Consider the following 23061-nt stretch of genomic DNA (forward strand, 5'->3'; position numbering starts at 1 on the left):
TCTAGAGCGTTTTCAAGCGAAGTGGACGCCGGTTCGCGTGAAGAAAACGCGTCAAAACAAAAGATTGGAGCCCGGTTCTGATTAAATCAGAACCGATAGGCTCCAAATTTTTTAAATTAATGCGCCGGCGCGTCCGGTGTCCGCGGCAGGCTGGCGTCCGGATGCGGCCCTGCGGGCACCACTTCCGGTGACGCGGCGGCGGGTGCGACTTCCGGCTGGACGATTTTCGGTTGCGGATGCTCCAGCAGCACGGATTCGGCTACCGAAGCCGCAGCCGGCGCCTTCGACACGGGCGCGGGCGGAGGATCGAATTGCGGCTCGGCAACCACCACGTCGGCTTTTCTCGCTCCGCGCCTGGAAACCGGAGCCACAGCGACAACTTGCGTCCCGCGTCGCGTGCGCAACGCCAGGCCCGACAGGAAATCCGCCAACGCCAGCAAGGTGAGCAGGAAATAGATCGAATTGCCGAACCGCGGCCACAGCAGGAATTCAGCAATCGCGCCGCCACACACGACCAGCGACAGCAGGTGATCGGTGAGATATTTCGCGCCGGGGCGCGCGCCCTTGATCACCTCAAGCAACAGCACGACAATGCCGATCGCGAGCAGGATATCGCCGAGCGTCACCGGCCACGCCGCGCCCGACATCAGTGGCACTGTCACGAGCGGATCGCCCAGCGAAACCCCGGGCATCAGGAACACGATGATGTTGTAGATCGCGAGCGGAATCAGAAGAAGCGGGAAACCGACCATCGGCGAGGCCTTCTTTTCAAGAGAACCAAGGCGTCCGAGACTACTGATCCGAGACTACCAAGGCGTTCTCTGGCGAACCATCGGGTTCGCCGCCGGAAACCGTCTTACCTCACGCGTGACCGAATTCGGGCAGGCGCTGCGGATCGCAGTTCGCCTGCCCTGCATCGATATCAGGATTCTTTCTTGGCCTTGAGAACCTGGCGGCCCTTGTACATGCCGGTTTTCAGGTCGAGGTGGTGCGGACGGCGCAATTCGCCGGAATCCTTGTCCTCGGCATAGGTCGGCTTCTTCAGCGCGTCCGCCGAGCGGCGCATGCCACGCCGCGAGGGCGATGTTTTTCTACGGGGAACGGCCATGTCGGTATCCTCTAGGGGTGTTGTCGGAGGCATCGTCCGAAACCGGACCGCCGCAGCGTTTTGGCGCAGGCGCAAATGCCGATAAGGCCGCGCTTATAGAGGATGGAATGGCCCAAAGCTAGGTTCAAAATACGCCAAAATGGCTCAAAAACCGCGATTTTCGTTCCAGCAATGCTGCAATTCGGAGGCCTGCGCCCGGACCGTATAGATCCCGGCCAGCCGGCGCGTGCCGGGACCGGGGTTGCGGGCGCTGCGCCGGACCGGATTAGGCAGAATGGCCGCCAATAGAGCCGCTTCGCGCGGCGACAGGGCTGAAGCAGGGTGCCCGAAAGCGTAGAGGGCGCCGGATTGCGCGCCAAACTGGCCGGCGGGCCCGAGCTCGGCAATGTTGAGGTAGATTTCCAAAATCCGCTGCTTTGGCAGCACCCAATCGGTCCACAGCGCCAGCGGCAATTCCAGCCCCTTGCGGACCACGCTGCGGCCCGGCCACAGGAACAGGTTTTTCACCACCTGCTGGGTGATGGTCGAGCCGCCGCGGGACGCCTCACCATCCTCGGCGTCATCGATCACCTCACGTAGCGCGTCCCAGTCGATGCCATGATGGCTGCAGAATTTCGCGTCCTCGGACGCCACCACCGAACGCGGCAGCGACGGCGAAATCGCACCAAAATCGATCCATTGCCGCGATACCGGCGCACCGGTAGCCCGGCGCCAAGCCATCAGCGCCGAGACCGGGTGACCGGCACGGTAGAACGGCACCAGCAGATAGGGCAGCAGCAAAACGGCCAGCACAGCCAGCAATACATTTCGGGCAATGCGCAAATTCTGTCGTTTCTGGCTTAATGTACGGATCAGGTCGATATCCCGCTGATAATTCCCGCTTTTTTCAGCCCTTTTAAGGCACCCCGAACCTGTGCCTGCGGAATTGACGAAGCCTGCCGCATAACCGATTGTCCGGCCAACTTGATCTGGAGCTATTCTTAATGACGACCGGCACGGCACTATCCGACTTCACCCAACGACTGGACCAGACCGCGGAGGATACCGAAGCGCTGCTGGGGAGGCTTCTTTCCGATACCCTTTTGCCCGACGAGATCGCACGGCCGAAACGGCTGATGGACGCGATGCGCTATTCGAGCCTTGGCGGCGGCAAAAGGTTGCGGCCATTCCTGGTGGTCGAAAGCTCAGCCGTCTTCGGCGTGCCCCGCGATTCCGCGCTGCTGGCCGGGGCCGCGCTCGAATGCATCCACTGCTATTCGCTGATTCACGACGATCTGCCGGCGATGGACAACAGCGATTTGCGCCGCGGCCGTCCCACCCTGCACAAGAAAACCGACGACGCCACCGCGATCCTGGCCGGCGACGGGCTGCTGACGCTCGCTTTCGACATCATCAGCCGCGACGAGATCCACAAAGACCCGACCGTGCGGCTGTTGCTGACGCGGGCACTGGCGCGCGCCTCGGGACTGGGCGGCATGGTCGGCGGCCAGATGCTGGATCTGGCCGGTGAAGGCCGGTTCGGCGACCGCGAGCCGGTCGACGTCGCGCGGCTGCAGCAGATGAAGACCGGCGCGCTGTTGCGCTATGGATGCATTGCCGGCGCCATTCTCGGCCAGTCCACGTCGGCCCAATATCAGGCGCTCGATGATTATGGCCGTGCGCTGGGCGAAGCCTTCCAGATCGCCGACGACCTGCTCGATGTCGAAGGCGATGCGGCCGCACTCGGCAAGCAGACCGGGCAGGACGCCGCCTTGGGCAAGACCACGTTCGTCACCCAGCTTGGCATCGCCGGCGCCAAGCAGCGCGTCAGCGACCTGTTGGCGCGCGCCGATTCGGCGCTGTCGATCTTCGGCGCCAAGGGCGACGTGTTGCGCGCCGCGGCGCGCTTCGTCGCTGAACGCAAGAACTGATCGCGGCGATGGCAACCAAGGAAGTCGACGATCATCTTGTCCGCTTCCGGAAGATGCCAAGGCCGGTTCGTCTCGTCTATGGGCGTCCGCGCACCTTCGCGGCGATCGCCATCGGCATTATCGCGTTCTTCCTGCTGCCGGGATCGTTGCGGCTGGTAACGCGCCTGCTGATCGGCTGGGACTGCTTTGTCGCAGTGTATCTGCTGCTGGTCTACATCATGATGTTTCGCTGCGGGCTCGCGCATATCCGCCGCAACGCGATTCTGCAGGATGACGGCCGCTTTCTGATCCTGCTGGTAACCGCGCTCGGCGCCTTCGCCAGCATCGCAGCCATCGTGTTCGAACTCGGCGGATCGCATCGCAGCGTCACAGACCTGTCGCTGGCGACGGTGACGATCGCGCTGTCATGGGCCGCGGTGCATACCGTCTTCGCCCTGCACTACGCCCACGAATTTTATCGCCGCACCAAACCCGGCGGCTTGCAGTTTCCCAGCGGCGACCAGGACGACCATGCCGACTACTGGGACTTTGTGTATTTCTCGTTCGTGATCGGCATGACCGCGCAAGTGTCCGATGTCGGAATCACCGACAAGATTATCCGCCGCACCGCGACCGTACACGGCATTATCTCTTTTGTGTTCAACACCGCTCTCGTCGCGCTGATGGTCAACATCGCCGCGAGCGCGATTTAGAAATTAACCCGTCATTCCGGGGCGATGCGAAGCATCGAACCCGGAATCTCGAGATTCCGGGTCTGGTCCTGACGGACCATCCCGGAATGACACCTGGGAGAAAACCATGAGCCACGACCGTTCCAGCATCGAAGCCGTCGTCCAGCACTATTTCGACGGCCTGTATGAAGGCGATGCCGACAAGCTGGGCGCAATCTTCCATCCTTCCGCGGATCTGCGCTGGCTCGAAAAAGGCGAATTGCAGGTTCTCACCGTACCAGACTGGCTCGGTCGCGTGCGAAAGCGTGCCTCCGCCAAGGCCGACGGCAAGCCGCGCGAGGATTTCATCGTCACCATCGACCGCTCCGACGAATCCACCGCCTTTATCAAAGTGCGCTGCCAACTGCCGCCGCGCTATTTCACCGATTATCTGGTGGCGATGAAGCTCCCCGATGGCTGGCAGATCGTCTCCAAATCCTATCGTTACGATTTGAAGGAATAGTGCGTCAGGCTTTCGCCGCGGCCTGCGTCACTTCTGCGTTGGCGCAACCCATGCTTGAATGACGCCAAGTCTCACCGGTATCCGCGCCCCTGCGACCTACTGCCTCGCGTTGACCTCGCGTACCTTCCGGGCGAATAAAAGGGCGGAAGGATTTATCGGACCGTGGAAGCCAAATTCCAGATTTTTCTGATTCTGCTGGCAGTGCTGGCGGGCGCGACCCTGCTCGCACGGCGGGTCAGCGTTGCGCCCGCGATCCTGCTGCTGCTGACCGGCATCGTGCTGGCCTTCGTGCCGGGAATGCCGTCGCTGGAGTTGCCGCCAGAGCTGGTGCTGCTGGTGGTCCTGCCGCCGCTGATCTATTCGGCCAGCGTCGCGATGAGCTGGCGCGAGTTCAAACGCAATTTGCGGCCAATCATCATGCTGTCGGTCGGCTGTGTGATTTTCACGGCCTGGGCGGTCGCCGCCGCGACGCATTACCTGGTCGGACTGCCCTGGAATGTCGGCTTCCTGCTCGGCGCCATTGTCGCGCCGCCGGACGTGGTGGCCCCGCTGGCGATCGCCCGCAAGCTCGGCATGCCCCGGCGTATCCTGGTCGTGCTGGAGGGTGAGGGCCTGGCCAACGATTCCACCGCGCTGATTCTCTATCGTTTCGCGCTCATGGCCATTTCGACCGGCGCATTTTCGCTGCCCAAAGCGACCGGCACGTTCTTCGCCATCGTCATATGCGAGGCGCTGTTCGGGATTGCGGTGGGCTGGCTCAGCCTGCGGGCGCGCCATCGCGCCCGCGATCCGCAGATCGAGATTACGCTGTCGCTGATCACCCCCTATGTCGCCTATTGGATCCCCGAGCACTTCGGCGGTTCCGGCGTGATCGCGACCGTCGCCTGCGGACTCTACATGAGCTGGAACGGGCCGCTGCTGATCTCATCGGCGACCCGGCTTCAGGGCATTTTCTTCTGGGACCTCGTGATCTTTCTGATCGAGGGCCTGCTGTTTTTGCTGACGGGTTTCCAGATGCGATCGCTATGGGAAAACTCGAAGGCATTTCCGCTCAACGAAATCCTGTCCGCCACCGCGCTGGTCGCCGTGATCGTCGTCGTGGCGCGGTTTGCCTGGGTCTACCCCGCCACCTATCTGCCGCGGCTGTTGAACAAGCGCCTGCGCGAGCGCGATCCGCACCCGTCCTGGCGCACGACGTTCGTGATCGCATTTACCGGCGTGCGCGGCGCGGTCTCGCTGGCAGCAGCGCTCGCACTGCCATTCGTGCTCCCCGATGGCCAAAGCTTTCCATACCGCGACCTGATCCTGTTTGTCAGTTTCGGCGTCATTTTCATCACGCTGGTTGGCGTCGGACTTACGCTGCCCCCGGTGGTGCGGCGGCTGGGTGTCACTGATGTGGGCCGTGCGGAAAGCATCGCGGAGCATGAATCGGAAATCGCCGCGCGGCGCGAGGCGCTTGGCGCGGCGCTCAAATCGCTCGATGCCATCACCGACGACCGCGAACTATCAGAAGAAGTCGTCAAGCTGCTGCGCGCGCGACACGAAACCCGCGCCGATCAGCTCCCGGATTCGCTCAATCCCGATGCGCATGATGTCTCGGCGACCGGAACCGCGCTGACGCGGGAATTGATCTCGGCGGAGCGAAAATTCATCCATGTCATGCTGCGCGACGGCAAGATCACCGACGAAATCCGGCGGCGGATCGAGCGCGATCTCGATCTGGAAGAAGCCAGCCTAGCCAACCGCGAATACCGCAGGATTCCGCTTTAACTGGCGGAAACCGTAAATCAGACCTTGCCGCGGGTGCGCGGCTGCGGTGCGGTCATCTGCGAGACCGCCGCCATGATCTGCGCGCGCAGCCATGCATGGGCGGGATCGAGGTGCACGCGCTCGTGCCAGCTCATGGCCATTTCAAATCCGGGCGGCTGGACCGGCGCATCGCGCAATTGCAGCCCCTCGCTGCGCCCCTTGAGCAGACGCGCCGGCAACATCGCGACCATATCCGAATGGCGAACCAATTCTGGCACCGAAAGGAAATGCGGCACCGACAGAACCACGCGGCGCTTGTGGCGGCGCGCTTCCAGCAACACGTCCGTCGGTCCCTTGAAGCCGCCGCCTTCCGGCGACACCACCATATGATCGAGCGCGCAATATTGCGCCAGCGTGATCGGGCCCTTTCCGAGCAGAGGGTGACGCTGGCGCGCGATAAATTGATAGCGTTCGGTAAAAAGGATCGTGCTGCGCAGGCTTTCCGGCACGATGTCGGCGGTCGTGAGCGCGACATCGATATCGCCGCGCTCGGCCATACGCGCGATTTCAGCCGGAACCGGCGTATAGACCGCCACGCGCACCCCCGGCGCGTCACGGCGCAGACGCGGCAGCAACGGCAACAGAATCGCGCGTTGCGAATAGTCCGAGGCGACGACGCGCCAGGTCATTTCGGTTTTAGCCGGATCGAACGGCGTCTGCGCGCTGAGCATGCGCTCGACGCCGCCTAGGGCTTCGCGCAGCGGCGCCAGCAATTCGAGACCGCGCGTGGTCGGCCGCATGCCGCGAGGACCCGGCGTCAGCAGCGGATCGGCAAACAGATGGCGCAGCTTGCCGAGGCGCACGCTGACGGTCGGCTGGCTCAGGTGCAGCCGCCGCGCCACATGGGTGACGTTGCAGATGGTAAGCAACGCTTCGAGGGTCACGAGCAATTCGATATCAATGCCGCGGATATTACGCATGGCTATGCCTGCTATTGCATCTATTCATTTTGACTATGCCACAGGACGTCCTAACTGGATAGCGTCCCACCAAGGAGCCATCGGCATGAATGTCCTGCTGGTTTATGCCCACCCCGAGCCGCGCTCATTGAACGGATCGATCCGCGATTTCACGGTCGACCGGTTCGTTCGCGCCGGACATACCGTCGAAGTCAGCGACCTCTACGCCATGCGCTGGAAGGCCGATCTCGACGCCGAAGATTTTCCGCAGCGCGACGCGGCGCAACCGTTCAGGCCGAGCGGCGACTCCAGGCGTGCTTTCGCGGAGGGAACCCAGACCGCGGATGTAACGGCCGAGCAGGAGAAGTTGCGCCGGGCGGATCTGGTGATCTTCCAGTTCCCGCTGTGGTGGTTCTCGATGCCCGCGATCATGAAGGGCTGGTTCGATCGCGTCTATGCCTACGGCTTCGCCTATGGCGTCGGCGAACATTCAGAGAAGCGCTGGGGCGTGCGCTATGGCGAGGGCGCGTTCAAGGGCAAGCGCGCCATGCTGGTGGTGACGACCGGCGGCTGGGCCGACCATTACAGCGAGCGCGGCATCAACGGGCCGATCGACGATCTGCTATTCCCGATTCAGCACGGCCTTTTGTTCTATCCGGGGTTCGACGTGTTGCCGCCATTCCTCGTGTTCAAAACCAGCGCGATGAACCCGGCACGTCACGACGAGATATTGAGTGCGCTCGGCGCTCGGCTGGACACTGCGATGCAGACCACGCCGATCGCCTACCGCAGTCAGAACCTCGGCGATTACCTGATTCCGGCGCTGACCTTGAAGCCCGAATTGAGCACCGACAAGACCGGCTTTGCGCTCCATCGCAGCGATGAAATAGCGACCGACCCTGTCGTTCGAGATCCATCTTTCGTCCCGGCAAACGCCGGGACGAAATCAGCGGTCATGTCGTGATCAGCTTGAAACGCCGATCAGCATGCGCGTGAGTTCGTCAGGCGCCATCACCATGGCGTTGTGGCCGGTTGCGATTTCGGCCCAGCGCCAGCCCTGCTGCGCCTTGACCCAGTCCCGCGACTTCTGCAGCGCCGCATAGACCGGACTGGTGCAGTGAATATAGGTGCGCGGCAGGTTGTTGCCGACCGGCCCCTTGATATTGAGCGTGCTGGTATAGGTCCCGAGCGGGTGCGGCGTCAGCCGCCGTTTGACCCATTCGGTGTCTTTTGGGTCCGAGACCCCGAACGCCGAGGGCGGCGGATTGGGCAGGCTGAGCCCGCCGCTGGTTTCTTCCGCAGCCTTGCGGCGCGCGGCGACGACATCCGGCGGCAGGCTATCGAACGGGCTCTTGCCGCCTTCCACCATCAGCGAATCCAGATAGACCAGATGACGAATCCGCTCGGGCACGGCATCGGCGGTGCCGGTGATCGCCAAGCCGCCAAAGGAATGTCCGACCAGCACGATATTGCTCAGCTCCTCGGCCTCGATCACGTTGACGATGTCCTTGGTGAAGGTATCGAGCGTGATGTCTTTCGACAGCAGATGCTTGCGTTCGCCAAGCCCGGTCTGGGTCGGCGTGAACACCTGATGCCCGGCTGCGCGCAGCCGGTCCGCGACCCGGCTCCAGCACCAGCCACCGTGCCAGGCGCCGTGCACCAGCACAAAAGTCTGCGCCGCATTCTGCGCCTTTGCTGCTGTATCACTCGCGCCCGCCGCCAATCCTGCAACTGCCATTGTTTTGAGAACATCCCGACGTTTCATGATGATCGCTCCCTCTATGATTTCTTGCTGTGATTTTGATTGATGCGCGCTACTGCCGTCCCAGATGCGTCGCGGTCGCGACCCGGTCGAACCGCTCCAGAGACAGAATGGCGTCCGCAAGCTGATCGGCGCGGTTGTGCAGTACCGGGCGGGCCAGCGTCAGGAATTTCTGCGCCATCGCCTGCGCGTCGGGAAACGAGCCCGGTTCGCCCGAGGGATCGGGATAGAGGCGCTCATGTATCCCGTCATCGGTGGTGATGCTGACGCGAGCCCCGAACGGATGGCTGCGGCCGACCTCAAGACGATCGTCCTGCACGACGTCGAACTTGTCAGCCAGTGCATCCACCGCGACATCGCCGAGCCGCTCGTAATCGTCCCAGCCGAAACGGCCCTGATCGAGTGCGACGGCTCCAGTGAAGAACATCGAGAACTGCCCGCCGACGATGGAGGTTGGATGCCGCTTGGTGGCGGCGTCGCCCGTCAGCGTGATGCCGTTGCGGTGCAGGCCGATCTCGACGCGCTTGACCTGGTCCGGCGTCAGATTGTGCTCGCGGCGCATCGCGATCAGCGCATCGAGCGCGGCATGGGTATAGCGGCAGCTCGGATAGGGCTTTACGCCGATCTTCATGGTCTCGTAGATCTCGCCGAGCCCGGCGACGGCCTTCTCGGGATGGGCGTTGTCGCTGTAGCCGACCAGCAGGCCATGCTTGCCCTCGACCGATTCGCTTGAGCCGACGAAATCGTTGCGCGCCAGGGTCGCCGCGATCACTCCGTTCATGGCGGCGGCGCCGACCTGATAGCGCTTGTTCCATGCGCCATTGACCAGGAACTGCAGCGAGCCCGCGGCCTGGCTGCCGGAAACCCCAAACGCCGCGATGATCTGGCCTTTGGTGAGACCAAACAGTTTTGCCGCAGCGGCCGCCGCGCCATAGGTGCCGGCGGTGGCGGTGGGATGGAAGCCGCGCGCGTAATGCGACGTCGGATCGAGCGCATTGCCGAGCCGGCAGCACACTTCGTAACCCGCTACGATGGCGGTCAGCACATCGCGGCCGGAGGCGCCGACCAACTCGCCGATCGCAAACGCGGCCGGCACCACCGGTGCGCTCGGATGCAGCGAAGAATCCGCATGGGTGTCGTCGAAATCCAGCGAATGGCCGAGCGCGCCATTGAGCAATGCTGCGACCGCGGGCGTCCAGGTCCTGGTGTCGCCGAACACGGTGGATTCGCCGGTGCCGTCGAGCGCGAGCGCTTCGAGCATCTTGAGCAGCGAGGGCGTCGATTCGGCATCGCGCCGCGCGCGAATGGCGCTGCCGAGAAAATCCAGCGTCAGCACCTTGGCGCGCTCGCGGACCTCAGGCGGGATGTCGTCGAACCGGAGGCCGGCGACATAGGCGGCGAGGGTTGCGGTTTCTTCTGCCATGGCTTTGCCCCGGTTTTTCTTGCTCGTTCGTTCCCACGCTGGTTTTGGTACGGCTGCCGCGGCGCGCCGTCAACATCCGCCGCCGCGGGTCAGGCTGCGACTTGCCGCAACAAGGCGCGGACGACAAGGCGATGAAATGGCATGATGACCGCGAGATAGACCCGGCCAAGCAGATTGTGCGTCAGCACAATTGTGGTCGCGGTAACCCGCCGGCCGCGGCCGGAAGTGGCGACATCCACCACGACGCGAAAGTCCAGATGCCTGTCGTTTAAACCCGCAACAAGGCGACCCGGGGTTTCGCTCAGAACGGGAAATATCCCGATGGTATCGGTGGCACCGTTCCGGCCCGGAACAGGCTTTTTCAAGCCGAAAGGCGTGATCAGAAAATTGCGTACTGCCAGCAATCTTTCGATCCATCGCGGCGAGCGGCCCAGCATCTTCTCGGCCGCACGCCGCGCATCGAGCGCAGTATCCTCGATTAAAACACTAAATGCGTCGCTGAACTGCGCACCGGCCAACAGTTCACCGGTGGTCACATCGGGCTCAACCGTCTGAACTTGCATCGCCAACCCCTTGCCGTGCGGCGGTCTGGAGCGTTGTAGCCGATCATGGTATCCGCAAAACCACGCGGTCGGCCAGCCGCCGGAAGCGCAGGACGAGAAGCACGGCGTACACCACCGTCCCGCAGGACAGTCCGATCCAGACGCCGACGGCGCCCAATCCCATCCGGAACGCCAATTCGTAGGCGGCGGGGAATCCGATCAACCAGTAGCTGATCACGGCAAACAATAGTGGTATCCGCGTATCATTCATGCCGCGCAGCGAACCTGCCGCGACGGTCTGGATGCCATCGGCGATAAAGAAAGTCGCGCCGACCATCAGAAGCATCGCGGTGAGATCGATCACGCCACCGCCGCTCTCGGCACCATCGCCGAAGAAAAACCGCGCGATCGCAAATCGTCCGAGGACCACAACCAAAGTCATCGCGGTCATGAAGACAATACCAAGACTGGTCGCGACCGATCCCGCACGATGGACGGCCGGCGCGTCGCCGCGCCCGACCGCGTGACCGACACGCACGGTCGCGGCCATGCCGATGCCGAACGGAACCATGAACAAAATCGCCGCGATCTGCAGCGCAACCTGATGGGCCGCCAGCGCCGTGGTGCTGATCAGGCCCATCAAAAGTCCGGCAGCGCCGAACAGGCCATATTCCAACAGAAATGACAGCGAGATTGGCGCCCCGATGACAATGAGTTGCCGCATCAGGGCCCCGTCGATGCGCCAGATGCGGCCCATCACATGATATTTCCGGAACGGCGCGCGCTGCGTCACAAACCACAGGCCCGCGAAAAACATCCCGAAATTGACAATTGTGGTCGCGAGGCCGGCGCCGAACAGCCCAAGCCGCGGCAATCCCAATGCCCCGTGGATCAGCAGATAGACCAGCACCGCGTTGGCCGGGATCGCGGCAAGCGTGATCCACAACACCGGCTCCGGCCGGTTGACCGCACCCGTGAAGCCGCGGATCGCCATGAACCACAGCGCCGGCGTAATGCCCCAGGTGAGACCCCAGAGATAGTCTTGCGCCAGATGCGCCGTCGCGGGCGCCTGACCCAACGCCAATAATATTCGCTCGCCGTACAGCGGAAACATCATGATGGGGAGGGAAATCGCCAACGCGGCCCACAGTCCGACGCGAAGCGCGCGCCGTACCTGCCGCGGATTGCGCGCGCCAAAGCCCTGCGCGGCGAGCGGCGCCACCGCAGAGACCAATCCCATGCCGAAGGTGAAGCTGAAGAAGAACACGGTATGCGCCAGCGCGGCCGCGGCGACAGCCACGTCCCCGAGCCGTCCGATCAAAGCCAGATCGGTTGTCATCATCGCGATCTGCCCGAGCTGGGTCAGCGCGATCGGCACCGCCAGCCTGAGCGTCTCGGTCAACTCGACCGCGAACTCATGGCCTGAAGCGCCCGCGATATCAGCCGCGACGCCGCGCCCGCGCTCCATTTTATCAAGGGATGTCATGGAACATTACTAGCACTGCCGTTGGGTCGAAATGGTGACCATCAGCCCGTCAGCGCGCCGGCACGCGGGTGATTCGGGCGCCGAGCGCATTGAGCCGCTCGTCGATGCGCTCATAGCCGCGTTCGATCTGATCGGCGTTGTTGATGGTGCTGACGCCCTTGGCGCATACCGCGGCCAGCAGCATGGCCATTCCGGCGCGAATATCGGGCGATGTCATCAGCGCGCCCCGAAGCCGGCTCGGGCCTGCCACGATCGCGCGGTGCGGATCGCACAACACGATGCGGCCGCCCATCGCGATCAATTTATCGACAAAGAACATCCGGGATTCGAACATCTTCTCGAACATCAGGATCACGCCGTCGCACTGCGTGGCCGTCACGATCGCAATCGACATCAGATCGGCCGGGAAAGCCGGCCACGGCTGGTCCTCGAGCTTCGGCACATGGCCGCCGAAATCGTCCCTGATCTTGAGCGTCTGGCCGGAGGGCACGATGAGGTCGTCACCCTCGACCTCGCAGACAATGCCGAGCCGTTCAAAACCCATCCGGATCGAGCGCAGATGTTCGACGCCGGCCCGCGCGATACGCAGCGGCGAGCGCGTCACCGCGGCGAGCCCGATCAGCGAGCCGACCTCGATGTGATCGGGACCGATCGAATGACTGGCGCCGCCAAGCGTCGCCGGCCCATGCACAATCATGGTGTTGGTGCCGATCCCCTCGATGCGCGCGCCGAGCGCAACCAGGAAATGCGCGAGATCCTGCACATGCGGCTCGGACGCGACGTTGCGCAGATGCGTGGTACCGTGCGCGGCCACCGCCGCCATCAATGCGTTTTCGGTCGCGGTCACGCTGGGCTCATCCAGAAAAACGTCGGCGCCGCTGAGGCGCGACGCGCGAAATTCCAGCCGCTCGGAGGCGGTGACCGTGGCGCCGAGCTGCTCGAACGCCAGGAAATGCGTATCGAGACGACGCCGGCCGATAACGTCGCCGCCGGGCGGCGGCAGCGTCACCTCGCCGCAGCGGGCCAGCAGCGGCCCCGCCAGCAGGATCGAGGCGCGAATCCGCGCGCAGAGTTCAGGATCGAGGTCGGCGGCGCGGATGTTTTTGGCATGGATCGCAAGCGTATTGCGGGAGCGCCATTCGGCTGACGCGCCGACCGACTGAATCAGTTCCACCAGCGTTTCGGTATCGCGAATGCGCGGGACGTTTTCGAGCGTCACCGGATGCTCGGTCAGCAGCGCCGCGGCGATGATCGGCAAGGCGGCATTCTTGTTGCCGGACGGCTCGATCGTACCGCTCAGCCGGTGGCCGCCCTCAACGATGTATTGGAGTGGCACGCGTTTTTTCCCGCAGCTTATTTTAGACCTGGTTTATCGAGATTTTCGAGTGCCCGATCATAATAGGAAAGATCAAGATATTTCTCCGGCGCCGATGGGTTCTTTCCTTCATAGGAAGCCCGAAGCGCAAGAACGTTGCGAAATCCTGCCATATCAAATTTGCCGTCTTTCGCGAATTTTTCGGCATCTCCTGTAATAATATCGAAGACATCCGAGGCGAGATCTGGAGCCAAAGACAAGCGTCGAGCAAGGATTTCTTTTGCCTTGGACTGATGGCTCTTATCCAAGGTCCACCGGACCGCCTCTATATAGGCCTCCAAATACTCAATGAGCGTCTCGCTGTGCTCCCTGGCCCATGATCTGAGCGTGTAACCGGCCGGACCTTGATAGGGGCCGATCATTGAAACCACCGAGCCTAAGTCGTTGAGCCCGGCTCGAATGGCTTGAACTGAAAAGGGTGGATTAATGAGCGCCGCCGAATTTGTGTTGTCATTAAGCAGGGCCTCTAATCTCTTTGGCGTGGCTCCCACCAGTTTGAGATTATAATCGCCTTTATTCAGCCCGGATTGCTTCAGGATCGAATAGAGTACGTAAGCATATCCGGTATCCGCACCATCGAGGACAATCGTTTTCCCTCTCAGATCGGAAAATGATTTGATCGATTTCTGAGAAATAATGTGATTGTGGGCGTTATCTCCCCCGATCACCAGAGCAACGTCGACGCCATCGACGTCATGTATTTTTACGGCATTGTCCGAGGTGCTGTGAATAATTTGCCAGTTTCCAGCCGTTAAGCCTGGACCCAATTCGTCGGAGGACTGCGCGTTGATCAAATCAACATTCAACCCATGCTTCTTGAAGAACCCTTCCTCTTGGGCGACAAACAGCGGAAGATTTTGTCCCCCTCTGTAGACCATCACCTTCAGATTTATTTCAGCGGCAGTCACACTCAGCACGCCCAAAATATAGATGGCTGAGAATGCGAATATTAATTTCGCCGATCTTTTCATGGCGTCCCACCAACTACAAAAGTCGTCGATCTCATCGACTGCGCCGGGCTCGATTTTGGGGACTCAAGCAAGAGTGGCTGTAAAGAGAGCCTGTACGAAGGAGGTCAGAAATCTGGCCTCACACATCCACGGTGGCGCTGAGCGAGTTGTCCTGGATGAATTCGCGGCGCGGCTCGACTACGTCACCCATCAGTTTGGTGAAGATGTCGTCAGCCTCGTCGACCTCCTTGATCTTGACCTGCAGCAGCGAGCGCTCATTGCTGTCGAGCGTGGTCTCCCAGAGCTGGCTGGGGTTCATCTCGCCGAGGCCTTTGTAGCGTTGCAGCGAAACGCCCTTGCGGCCGGCATCGGTCACCGCTTCGAACAGGCTGACCGGCCCGTGGATCGCGGTTTCCGTATCCTTGCGGCGCAACAGGCCGGGCTTCGGATAGGCTTCCTGCAGCTTCGGCGCGTAATCGTCGAGCTTGCGCGCATCGGCGGAGCCAAGCAGCGCGTCATCGATCACAGCGACATCCTTGACGCCACGCACCGTGCGTTCGAAGAAGAAACCCTCGCCCTCGGTGAAGCGCCCGATCCAGCCGCGCTCGACTTCATCGGCCAGCGCATCGAGCCGCCGCGCAATGTAGTCGGCCGCGGCGTTGGCGGTCGCGACATCGCTGGTAATTTTCGGGTTCAGCACGCCGGCGATCGCCGCCTGCTCGACCACCTTGCGGTTATAGCGGCTGTGCAGATTATGCAGCGTGCTACGGATGACGCGGGCATCCTCTACTAGAGCCTGCAGATCGCGGCTGCTGCGGTCTTCGCCGGAAGCCAGCTTGAAGACACAATCATCGAGGCCGGTCTCAATCAGATAATCTTCCAGCGCGCGCTCGTCCTTCAGGTACTGCTCGGACTTGCCGCGGTTGACCTTGTAGAGCGGCGGCTGCGCAATATAGAGATACCCGGCGTCGATCAGCGACGGCATCTGACGAAAGAAGAACGTCAGCAGCAGCGTGCGGATGTGCGCGCCATCGACATCGGCGTCGGTCATCAAGATGATTTTGTGATAGCGCAGCTTTGACAGGTCGAAATCGTCGCGGCCAATGCCGGTGCCCAGCGCCGTGATCAGCGTGCCGATCTGCTCGGAGCTCAGCATCTTGTCGAAACGCGCGCGCTCGACATTGAGAATTTTACCGCGCAGCGGCAACACCGCCTGGAATTCGCGGTTGCGGCCCATCTTGGCGCTGCCGCCGGCCGAGTCACCCTCGACGATGAACAGTTCTGATTTGCCGGGGTCTTTTTCCTGGCAGTCGGCAAGCTTGCCGGGCAACGATGTATAGTCGAGCGCGCCCTTGCGCCGCGTCAATTCGCGTGCCTTGCGCGCAGCCTCACGAGCGGCAGCGGCTTCCACTACCTTGCCGACGATGGCCTTGGCCTCGGCGGGATGCTCCTCGAACCACGACGCCAGCGCCTCGTTGAGCACGTTCTCGACCACTGGGCGCACTTCCGAGGACACCAGCTTGTCCTTGGTCTGCGAAGAGAACTTCGGATCCGGCACTTTCACCGAGAGCACCGCGGTCAGGCCCTCGCGGCAATCGTCGCCGGTCAGCGCGATCTTTTCGCGCTTGGCGATCGCATCGGCGTAGCCGTTGACCTGGCGCGTCAACGCGCCGCGAAAGCCCGCCAGATGGGTGCCGCCGTCGCGCTGCGGGATGTTGTTGGTGAAGCACAGCACATTCTCATGATAGCTGTCGTTCCACCACAGCGCCGCCTCGACGCCGATGCCGTTCATGTCGGCATTGATCATGATCGGGGCCGGCACCATCGCCTTCTTGTTGCGGTCGAGGTACTTGACGAATTCCTCGACGCCACCCTTGTACATCATCACTTCGCGCTTCTCGACCGCATGACGCATATCGGACAGCACGATGTTGACGCCGGAATTCAGGAACGCGAGTTCGCGCAGGCGATGCTCAAGCGTCGCGAAGTCATATTCGACGTTGGTGAAGGTTTCGACCGAGGCCAGAAACGTCACCTCGGTGCCGCGCTTGCCATTGGCATCGCCGACCGTCGTGAGTGGCGCCACCGCGTCGCCATGGGCGAATTCGATGAAGTGCTCCTTGCCGTCGCGCCAGACCCGCAATTGCAACTTGCTCGACAGCGCATTGACGACGGATACGCCGACGCCGTGCAGACCGCCGGACACCTTGTAGGAATTCTGGTCGAATTTTCCGCCGGCATGCAGCTGGGTCATGATGACCTCGGCCGCAGAGATGCCCTCGCCCTTGTGAATATCGACGGGAATGCCGCGGCCGTCATCGCGCACGGTCACCGAGCCATCGGCGTTGAGCACCACTTCCACCGCGGTGGCGTGACCGGCAAGCGCTTCGTCGATCGCGTTGTCGACGACTTCATAGACCATGTGATGCAGGCCGGAGCCGTCGTCGGTATCGCCGATATACATGCCCGGCCGCTTGCGCACGGCATCGAGCCCCTTCAAAACCCGGATCGATTCCGCACCGTATTCGACAGGGATAGAATGCTCAGTTTCGGCGATGGATTGCCGGGCAGGTTCTGTCATGTGAGGCCTTCGAGGATGTCCCGAATCAGCGGCGCAAAACAGGCGCTGAATCACTTATTTGTGCCATGAAAGGCGCGATGCGCCTAGCGCAAAGTATCTGTCAACAAGCTATTGAATAATTGGGGTTTTTCAGTGGTTTTTCAAGCCCTCCGGAGACCGATTCGACGGGCTCGCAAAAGCGCGATTCGCACGCCGATCTTGCGGCCCTGAACGCCCCGGTTGCAGCCGCCATGGCAGGGCGCCGGAGACCTGCTAGAGAGGCTTGTGACGCGAGTTTTGGAACGACCCGAATTGTCCCAGCTTTCAGATCAATATCGGCCTGACATCGATGGCCTGCGCGCGATCGCGGTGCTGCTGGTCGTTGGCTTCCACGCCTTTCCGGAAGCTGTGCCGGGCGGTTTTATCGGCGTCGATATTTTCTTTGTGATTTCGGGATTCCTGATCACCGGCATCATCGCACGCGAGCTGGGCCAACAGCATTTCGGGCTGCTAGCGTTCTACGCCAGGCGAATCCGGCGAATTTTCCCGGCCCTGATCGTGGTGCTCGGCGTGACGCTGGTGCTCGGCTGGCTATGGCTGCTGCCGCAAGCCTATGCGCAGTTAAGCAGTGATGTGTTTGCCAGCGCTGCGTTTGTCTCGAACATCGCGCTCTGGCTGCAGTCCGGCTATTTCGACATCGAATCCAGCAGGAAACCGCTGCTGCATCTGTGGTCTCTGGGCATCGAGGAACAGTTTTACCTATTCTGGCCGCTGATTTTGATGCTGGCGGCACGCCTCCGCCTGAGCCTTCTAGCGGTGGCCTCGCTGATCGCCATCGCGTCGCTTGCGCTTAACGTGGCGCTGATCGGCCCCGATCCCGTCGCGACCTTCTACCTGCCGTTCACCCGGGCCTGGGAATTGCTGGCCGGCGCCGCACTGGCCTGCGGTTGGAGCCATATTCGGCACACCCCTGCCGCGAGCAATTTGCGCGCTGCCGCCGGGATATTACTGATTGCGATCGCTGCCGGCGTACTCGATTCCAAAAACGCTTTTCCGGGCTGGTGGGCGCTGCTGCCCGTCGCCGGTGCGGCTCTGATGATATCGGCGCCGATGGCCTGGGGCTGCCGGCATCTACTAGCCAGTCCCGCCATGGTCCGGATCGGGTTGATCAGCTATCCGCTTTATCTCTGGCATTGGCCGCTGTTGGTATTCTCCGGAATCATCAAATTCGCCCCGTTGACGCTGCTGGAACGCGCGCTGATCGTCGGGCTGAGCTTTGCCCTGGCTTGGCTGACCTATCGATTCATCGAGATTCCGTTCCGGTTTGGCCGGCCAACCCGGCCCAGAATCGCAGCGCTTTGTTCGGGCATGGCGCTGGTTGCGCTGGCCGGCGGCGTTATCGTCAGAGGGGACGGATTCGATTTCCGGCTGCCGGCGGAAATTCGCGACATGGCTGCCGTGAAGACGGAGTCTTTCAAATGGAGGTTCCGGGAGTGCCTGCTCGACCTCGGCCATGAAACTTCGTTCGCCGACGACTGCGTCGATCGCAACCGCCGCCCGCTGATCATGTTATGGGGGGATTCGACCGCCGGCGCGTTATTGCTCGGACTGCGCAAGGCGCAGGAAACCCACGATTTCGGGATCGCGCAGTTTACGTCCAATTCCTGCATCCCGGCCGTTAACGTCGACATATCAGGCGTGCCCAACTGCCGCGCCATCAATGACAAGGTCCTGACGCTCGCCCGCCAGATCCAGCCCGATATCGTGCTACTGCACAGCACCTGGGCCGGGCCGCTCGACGGCGTGGCCGCGGCGGTGACGGCGCTGAAGCAGCAAACCGGCGCGCGCATCATCGTGCTGGGTTCAGTGCCATGGTGGAAGCGCGGGCTACCGAACGAGGTGCTGCGCTATTTCATGCTGCATCGTCGGCTGATTCCAGAACGATCCGATCGCGCCACAGCCGATCCGTCCGAAGCGCGCCTGCGCGAAAAACTCACCCCGCTTGGCGCGGAATTCATTTCGGCGTGGGAAACCCTATGCAACGCGGATGGCTGCCTGGCGCGTATCGGCGATACCGCGCAAGATATCTCGGCCAGCGATCAGGTGCACCTGACCGAAAAAGGATCGATCTTTCTGATCCAATCCATCATCGGCAGGGTGCTTGCGCCGCATCAATAGACTTGCGCCTTAATACACGTGCAACGACAGCACATCGCCGTCGGGCGCAATCATCAGGCCCCAAGCATCGTCCGCCGCAACCTCGATCGCGTTATTTCGAACCGGACCGCCCGCAACCTTCAGCGAGTATTGATATTTTCCCGGCGGCAGTTCGAGCGTCGGACCCTTGGCCTGTGGTCCGCCTGCGCCGGCGGCGATCTTGATGGTCTGCTTGTTGATGATCACCGCAGCTTCGCTGTCGCCGAGATTGCCGAACAGCAGCTTGGCCTGACCGGGTTTCGGCATGACGTCGCCTTTCGCGGCCGCGGCCGGATTCTTTTGCGCCAGATTGACGGTGGTCTCGTCATTGTTGCGCCCAAGTTTCAGCACCGCCGGGCCGTCGGGCGAGGAAAACGCAAGCTGGACCTGATCGGGCTTGATGACGGCGCGCTCCGCCGATTCTTTCCAGCCGCGCTTGGCAAGTTCGCTGCGGTAGAAAGCGAGTACCGAATTCAGCTCGGCGGGAATACTGGCTTCAAGCTCCCTGCGGAACGCGATATCGGTACCCGGGAGTTTTCCGGCTTCGGTCGAACTCATCGTGTGCAGCTTCGGTAGCGGCAGAGCGGAATCGGGATCGGCTTCGAGATTCGCCACCGCCGCTGATTTGCCGGCCAATGCGCTGGAGGCCTGATTGTCCCCAGCATCGGGCTTGGAATTCGCCATCACCAGGCCGGAGCCGTCGGCGCTGACATTGACCTTGGAACCCATCTGCATCGCGGTGAACGACAGCTTTTTCCCGGCTTTGGAGAATTCCATCACCACCATGTTGGATTTGTTGATCACGGAGGGCTGTTCCTTCCAGCCCTGCGATTTAAGGGATTCACGGTAGAATGTCGCGATCGTCTTCACGCTGGAGGCAGAGTCGAACTCCAGTTTGCCGTCCTCGGCGTCGAACTCGATATTCTCGGCGTTCTCCGGCAGCGGCACCGGCGTTTTCGCACCGGCCTGCGCCTGCAATGGCGCATCCGAAAGATTGGCCGCCTGCGCGGCCCGCCGCACCTCGTCCGCAGCCATCATCTGTTTCGCCGTGGCCATCGCGTCGGTCATGAACTTGTCGTCAGCGTCTTTCTTTGCTTTCGCCCGCGCCGCCAACGCGGCCTCCTTTACCCGCGCCACGAGACTGATCGTGGTGAGGTCGTATTTGCGGCTGAGCTTGAGCGTGGCGGTTTGCTCCGGGGAAGAGAAATTCAGCGTGGCTTCGTTGTCGGAGACAACAGCGCCGCCGGCTTCTTCCTTCCAGTTGCGGGCCGCGAGCTCGCGGCGGTAGAACGCGAGCACCACAGGAATTTCAGCCACCGTGACGCCCTCGACTTTGCGGCTGGTCGAATCCCGGCTGCCGGTACTTCCGAAGCTCGGGGTATGGTCCGGTTCCGGCAAGTCGACCGTGTCCCGGATAACCCTGAGATCCTGCGGCAGTGCGAATGGCGCAACCTTGATTTCGATGGATGTGTTGCCGTCGCCGCGGCGTTGCAGCGACAGCACGATCGGCGGCTGCGGATAGCCGCCATGGGTGTCCTGACCATAATAAGCGCGCATACCGTTCTCGATTTTCTGAGCCGTTTTGGCATTCGGCCACCGCGCCGCGATGTCGGCATCGGATAATGGTGACCAGCCGGACGCGATCAGCTCCTTGCGGAAGAAATCGAGGTTCGCGTCCACGCTTGCGGCGCTGACGCAGCCGAGATAGGGCCGCCGGTCGTCGAACATGATATTTGTCGCAGCGGCCGGAAACGGCAGGTCGGCATTGATCCGGCTGGAATTATAAGACACCACGGATTGGTCGGGCCGTTTGAGACCCTGCGTAAAAGAGACGAACAGCCCCTGCTTGCCTTTCTTGAACAGCAGCGAGCCCCCGGATTCTTCCAACGGCCGCAAATATTCCACCCACCCATCGGCCGCCAGCAGCTTCTCGATGGCCGGGGTCGTGATCGTGACCGGGGTCGGAACACCGTAACCCAAGCTGTGGGGCTCGGTGCGCGCCGGATTTTCGACCGCCCCTTCGAGACGCGGCAGGGTGCGGACGTCAACCAGGCCGTCATCGGCTCTGGCTGCGATTGTCGTGGCGGCGATCGATGCGAGGACGAGGGCGAGCAACTGACTCCTTGCCGGGACGAGGGTCCCGCGCATCGTTCCCAACATCTGTGATCTCCGGTGTTTTCCGGCGCCTGATCCTGGTCGCACGGCAAGGATGGCGGCGACGTCAGTCGCGCCTGACATCTAGTCGCTGCGGCGGAGAGTTCGGTTCAATCAGCTACGGCGGACAATCTGACCGGAATCGACGCCAAACACTTCGCCCGACGAACCGATGCCGGCGAACGCGGCGGGATCGGCGCCGGTCATCCAGACCTGCGCGCCAAGCTTGGCGAACTCGTCGAACAACGCCAGACGCCTGCCGGGATCAAGATGGGCCACCACCTCGTCGAGCAATAGCAGCGGCGTGATACCGGTCATCTCGGTGACCAAAGTGGCATGCGCCAGCACGAGACCGATCAGCAGCGCCTTCTGTTCGCCGGTGGAGGCGTCGCGGGCCGGCATGTTTTTCGGCGCGTAGATTACCTGCAAATCCGTCAAGTGCGGACCATCGAGGGTGCGGCCGGCGATCGCGTCGCGCGGGCGGTTGCTGCGCAGGATTTCGCGATACCGATCCTCCACCGCGGTGGCGGGTTCCGACAGCAATGCATTTTCCATCCAGCCGTCGAGCATGATCTGCGCGGAGGGAAATGAAGACGTTTCACCGCGGGCGCGCAGCATCGCGGCGAGTTTCGCCACGGTCTGGCCGCGCATCGCAGCCACCGCAACCGCGAGTTCGGCGGTTTCGCGTTCAATCGCGTCGCACCAGTGGTCGTCGTAATTGCGCACTTCGAGGAGCCGGTTGCGCGAGCGCAAAGAGCGATCCAGCGCCGACACCCGCGCCGAGTGCTCGCTGTCGATCGCCAGCACCAGCCGGTCGAAAAACCGCCGCCGCTCCGATGCCGCGCCCAGAAACAGCCCATCCATCGAAGGCGTCAGCCACACCATGCGCAGATGATCGCCGAACGCCGTGGCCGAACCTACCGGCTCGCGATCGATCCGGCAGCGCCGGCTGGTCGCGGCCGCCTCGCTGCCCGGCGCATCAATGCCGGTGCCGAGCGTCGCCAGCCCAAGCGCGCCTTCGACCTCGGCGGACACCGCCCACGAACCGTCGCCCTGATTGTCGGCGACATCGTCGAGCGTCGCGCGTCGCAAGCCTCGCCCCGGCGATAAAAACGAAATCGCCTCGATGCAATTGGTCTTGCCGGCGCCGTTGGGCCCCACCAGCACCACCACGTCGCCCCGCGTCTCCAGACCAGCCGCGCGATAATTGCGGAAGTGGGTGAGGCTGAGGCGATGAATACGGGAGGCGGTCATGAGAAGAAATGTCGGGCTTTCTTCCCTCTCCCCTTGTGGGAGAGGGTGGCGCCTCACGAAGTGAGGCGACGGGTGAGGGGTTCTTACGGTTCGACGAGCTTTGCCAGAATGTCCTCCAAAACGCTGGACGGTCGTTGCAACACGTCATTGTTCCAGTAACGCTCGATTCGGAAGCCTTCGGCCTTCAGGATCGCTTCTCTCTCCATGTCGCGCTCCGACGATGCATGCTGACTGCCGTCGATCTCGATAATGATCCGTTTTTCGAAGCAAACGAAATCGAGAATAAAGGCCTGAAAGGGCACCTGCCGCCGAAATTTGAAGAGCGCAAATCGCCGGTCGCGCAGCAACCGCCACATCGCCACTTCGGCATCCGTCGGTTCATGGCGCATTTTCTTCGCAAAATTGCGGATGCGCCTGGCGGTCGGTCGATGGTGTGGCGGCTGTGGCACGAACCCCTCAC

20 protein-coding genes are annotated in these 23061 nt (G+C 62.2%); 6 read left to right on the top strand and 14 right to left on the bottom strand.

All coding sequences use genetic code 11. The features are described from left to right. Positions 1-116: 116 nt before the first annotated feature. The 3 genes from HB676_RS00005 to HB676_RS00015 all read right to left on the bottom strand — a co-directional run bounded on the left by HB676_RS00005 (position 117) and on the right by HB676_RS00015 (position 1930). Positions 117-752: a hypothetical protein gene (locus tag HB676_RS00005; protein WP_213735607.1), complete on the bottom strand. Its 636-nt coding sequence runs from the start codon at positions 750-752 to the stop codon at positions 117-119. Between the two features lie 170 nt (positions 753-922). Then, complete coding sequence (gene rpmF / locus HB676_RS00010) at positions 923-1108, bottom strand: 50S ribosomal protein L32 (protein WP_027540899.1); 186 nt, start codon at positions 1106-1108, stop codon at positions 923-925. Positions 1109-1252: 144 nt separating this feature from the next. Further along, positions 1253-1930 (bottom strand): biosynthetic peptidoglycan transglycosylase, encoded by a 678-nt coding sequence (locus tag HB676_RS00015; protein WP_213735608.1) that lies wholly within the window; start codon positions 1928-1930, stop codon positions 1253-1255. Positions 1931-2091: 161 nt separating this feature from the next. On the opposite strand from HB676_RS00015, the gene HB676_RS00020 reads away from it, so the two are divergent. The 4 genes from HB676_RS00020 to HB676_RS00035 all read left to right on the top strand — a co-directional run bounded on the left by HB676_RS00020 (position 2092) and on the right by HB676_RS00035 (position 5961). Then, the gene (locus HB676_RS00020; protein WP_213735609.1) at positions 2092-3018 is read left to right on the top strand and encodes a polyprenyl synthetase family protein; all 927 of its coding nucleotides are present in this window, start codon (positions 2092-2094) and stop codon (positions 3016-3018) included. A gap of 8 nt (positions 3019-3026) precedes the next feature. After that, complete coding sequence (locus HB676_RS00025; protein WP_213735610.1) at positions 3027-3710, top strand: DUF1345 domain-containing protein; 684 nt, start codon at positions 3027-3029, stop codon at positions 3708-3710. Between the two features lie 106 nt (positions 3711-3816). Beyond that, positions 3817-4191 carry a nuclear transport factor 2 family protein gene (locus HB676_RS00030; RefSeq protein WP_213735611.1) on the top strand — a complete coding sequence of 125 codons (375 nt, stop codon included), beginning with the start codon at positions 3817-3819 and terminating at the stop codon, positions 4189-4191. A gap of 162 nt (positions 4192-4353) precedes the next feature. Then, complete coding sequence (locus tag HB676_RS00035; RefSeq protein ID WP_213735612.1) at positions 4354-5961, top strand: Na+/H+ antiporter; 1608 nt, start codon at positions 4354-4356, stop codon at positions 5959-5961. Between the two features lie 17 nt (positions 5962-5978). Here HB676_RS00035 and HB676_RS00040 read toward each other — a convergent pair whose 3' ends face one another. Beyond that, a complete protein-coding gene (locus HB676_RS00040; protein ID WP_213735613.1) occupies positions 5979-6920 on the bottom strand; it encodes a LysR family transcriptional regulator in 942 nt (313 codons plus the stop codon). Positions 6921-7005: 85 nt separating this feature from the next. Here HB676_RS00040 and HB676_RS00045 point away from each other — a divergent pair, with 85 nt between their 5' ends. Continuing rightward, a complete protein-coding gene (locus tag HB676_RS00045) occupies positions 7006-7863 on the top strand; it encodes an NAD(P)H-dependent oxidoreductase (RefSeq protein WP_213735614.1) in 858 nt (285 codons plus the stop codon). Here the strand turns inward: HB676_RS00045 and HB676_RS00050 are convergent, their stop codons facing one another. The 7 genes from HB676_RS00050 to gyrB all read right to left on the bottom strand — a co-directional run bounded on the left by HB676_RS00050 (position 7864) and on the right by gyrB (position 17018). Next, on the bottom strand, positions 7864-8664 hold the full coding sequence (locus tag HB676_RS00050) for an alpha/beta fold hydrolase (protein ID WP_249779995.1): 801 nt from the start codon (positions 8662-8664) through the stop codon (positions 7864-7866). 49 nt (positions 8665-8713) lie between these two features. Beyond that, the gene (locus HB676_RS00055; RefSeq protein ID WP_213735615.1) at positions 8714-10084 is read right to left on the bottom strand and encodes an MmgE/PrpD family protein; all 1371 of its coding nucleotides are present in this window, start codon (positions 10082-10084) and stop codon (positions 8714-8716) included. Between the two features lie 89 nt (positions 10085-10173). After that, positions 10174-10647: a DUF2867 domain-containing protein gene (locus HB676_RS00060; RefSeq protein ID WP_213735616.1), complete on the bottom strand. Its 474-nt coding sequence runs from the start codon at positions 10645-10647 to the stop codon at positions 10174-10176. Between the two features lie 43 nt (positions 10648-10690). After that, positions 10691-12112, bottom strand: a complete 1422-nt coding sequence (locus tag HB676_RS00065) for an MATE family efflux transporter (protein ID WP_249779996.1) — start codon at positions 12110-12112, stop codon at positions 10691-10693. Positions 12113-12161: 49 nt separating this feature from the next. Then, positions 12162-13448: a UDP-N-acetylglucosamine 1-carboxyvinyltransferase gene (gene murA / locus HB676_RS00070; protein WP_213735617.1), complete on the bottom strand. Its 1287-nt coding sequence runs from the start codon at positions 13446-13448 to the stop codon at positions 12162-12164. A 17-nt stretch (positions 13449-13465) separates the two neighbouring features. Then, a complete protein-coding gene (locus HB676_RS00075; protein WP_213735618.1) occupies positions 13466-14458 on the bottom strand; it encodes an ABC transporter substrate-binding protein in 993 nt (330 codons plus the stop codon). Positions 14459-14576: 118 nt separating this feature from the next. After that, the gene (gene gyrB, locus HB676_RS00080; RefSeq protein ID WP_213735619.1) at positions 14577-17018 is read right to left on the bottom strand and encodes a DNA topoisomerase (ATP-hydrolyzing) subunit B; all 2442 of its coding nucleotides are present in this window, start codon (positions 17016-17018) and stop codon (positions 14577-14579) included. Positions 17019-17309: 291 nt separating this feature from the next. On the opposite strand from gyrB, the gene HB676_RS00085 reads away from it, so the two are divergent. Next, the gene (locus HB676_RS00085; RefSeq protein ID WP_213735620.1) at positions 17310-19175 is read left to right on the top strand and encodes an acyltransferase family protein; all 1866 of its coding nucleotides are present in this window, start codon (positions 17310-17312) and stop codon (positions 19173-19175) included. Positions 19176-19184: 9 nt separating this feature from the next. On the opposite strand, the gene HB676_RS00090 is transcribed toward HB676_RS00085, so the two are convergent. The 3 genes from HB676_RS00090 to HB676_RS00100 all read right to left on the bottom strand — a co-directional run bounded on the left by HB676_RS00090 (position 19185) and on the right by HB676_RS00100 (position 23050). Beyond that, entirely contained in the window at positions 19185-21353 is a 2169-nt protein-coding gene (locus HB676_RS00090; RefSeq protein ID WP_213735621.1) for a hypothetical protein, read from the bottom strand. Positions 21354-21461: 108 nt separating this feature from the next. Continuing rightward, positions 21462-22601 (bottom strand): DNA replication/repair protein RecF, encoded by a 1140-nt coding sequence (gene recF / locus HB676_RS00095; RefSeq protein WP_213735622.1) that lies wholly within the window; start codon positions 22599-22601, stop codon positions 21462-21464. Between the two features lie 83 nt (positions 22602-22684). Then, on the bottom strand, positions 22685-23050 hold the full coding sequence (locus HB676_RS00100) for a DUF559 domain-containing protein (protein WP_213736086.1): 366 nt from the start codon (positions 23048-23050) through the stop codon (positions 22685-22687). Between the last annotated feature and the right edge of the window lie 11 nt (positions 23051-23061).

The organism is Bradyrhizobium sp. dw_411, from assembly GCF_018449695.1.
GTDB lineage: Bacteria > Pseudomonadota > Alphaproteobacteria > Rhizobiales > Xanthobacteraceae > Bradyrhizobium.

What these genes read in the sequence shown, in the direction of transcription:
- HB676_RS00005 (WP_213735607.1), bottom strand. Translation starts at nt 752, where the DNA reads ATGGTCGGTTTCCCGCTTCTTCTGATTCCGCTCGCGATCTACAACATC.
- rpmF (WP_027540899.1), bottom strand. Translation starts at nt 1,108, where the DNA reads ATGGCCGTTCCCCGTAGAAAAACATCGCCCTCGCGGCGTGGCATGCGC.
- HB676_RS00020 (WP_213735609.1), top strand. Translation starts at nt 2,092, where the DNA reads ATGACGACCGGCACGGCACTATCCGACTTCACCCAACGACTGGACCAG.
- HB676_RS00025 (WP_213735610.1), top strand. Translation starts at nt 3,027, where the DNA reads ATGGCAACCAAGGAAGTCGACGATCATCTTGTCCGCTTCCGGAAGATG.
- HB676_RS00030 (WP_213735611.1), top strand. Translation starts at nt 3,817, where the DNA reads ATGAGCCACGACCGTTCCAGCATCGAAGCCGTCGTCCAGCACTATTTC.
- HB676_RS00040 (WP_213735613.1), bottom strand. Translation starts at nt 6,920, where the DNA reads ATGCGTAATATCCGCGGCATTGATATCGAATTGCTCGTGACCCTCGAA.
- HB676_RS00045 (WP_213735614.1), top strand. Translation starts at nt 7,006, where the DNA reads ATGAATGTCCTGCTGGTTTATGCCCACCCCGAGCCGCGCTCATTGAAC.
- HB676_RS00050 (WP_249779995.1), bottom strand. Translation starts at nt 8,664, where the DNA reads ATGAAACGTCGGGATGTTCTCAAAACAATGGCAGTTGCAGGATTGGCG.
- HB676_RS00055 (WP_213735615.1), bottom strand. Translation starts at nt 10,084, where the DNA reads ATGGCAGAAGAAACCGCAACCCTCGCCGCCTATGTCGCCGGCCTCCGG.
- HB676_RS00060 (WP_213735616.1), bottom strand. Translation starts at nt 10,647, where the DNA reads ATGCAAGTTCAGACGGTTGAGCCCGATGTGACCACCGGTGAACTGTTG.
- HB676_RS00065 (WP_249779996.1), bottom strand. Translation starts at nt 12,112, where the DNA reads ATGACATCCCTTGATAAAATGGAGCGCGGGCGCGGCGTCGCGGCTGAT.
- HB676_RS00075 (WP_213735618.1), bottom strand. Translation starts at nt 14,458, where the DNA reads ATGAAAAGATCGGCGAAATTAATATTCGCATTCTCAGCCATCTATATT.
- gyrB (WP_213735619.1), bottom strand. Translation starts at nt 17,018, where the DNA reads ATGACAGAACCTGCCCGGCAATCCATCGCCGAAACTGAGCATTCTATC.
- HB676_RS00090 (WP_213735621.1), bottom strand. Translation starts at nt 21,353, where the DNA reads ATGTTGGGAACGATGCGCGGGACCCTCGTCCCGGCAAGGAGTCAGTTG.
- recF (WP_213735622.1), bottom strand. Translation starts at nt 22,601, where the DNA reads ATGACCGCCTCCCGTATTCATCGCCTCAGCCTCACCCACTTCCGCAAT.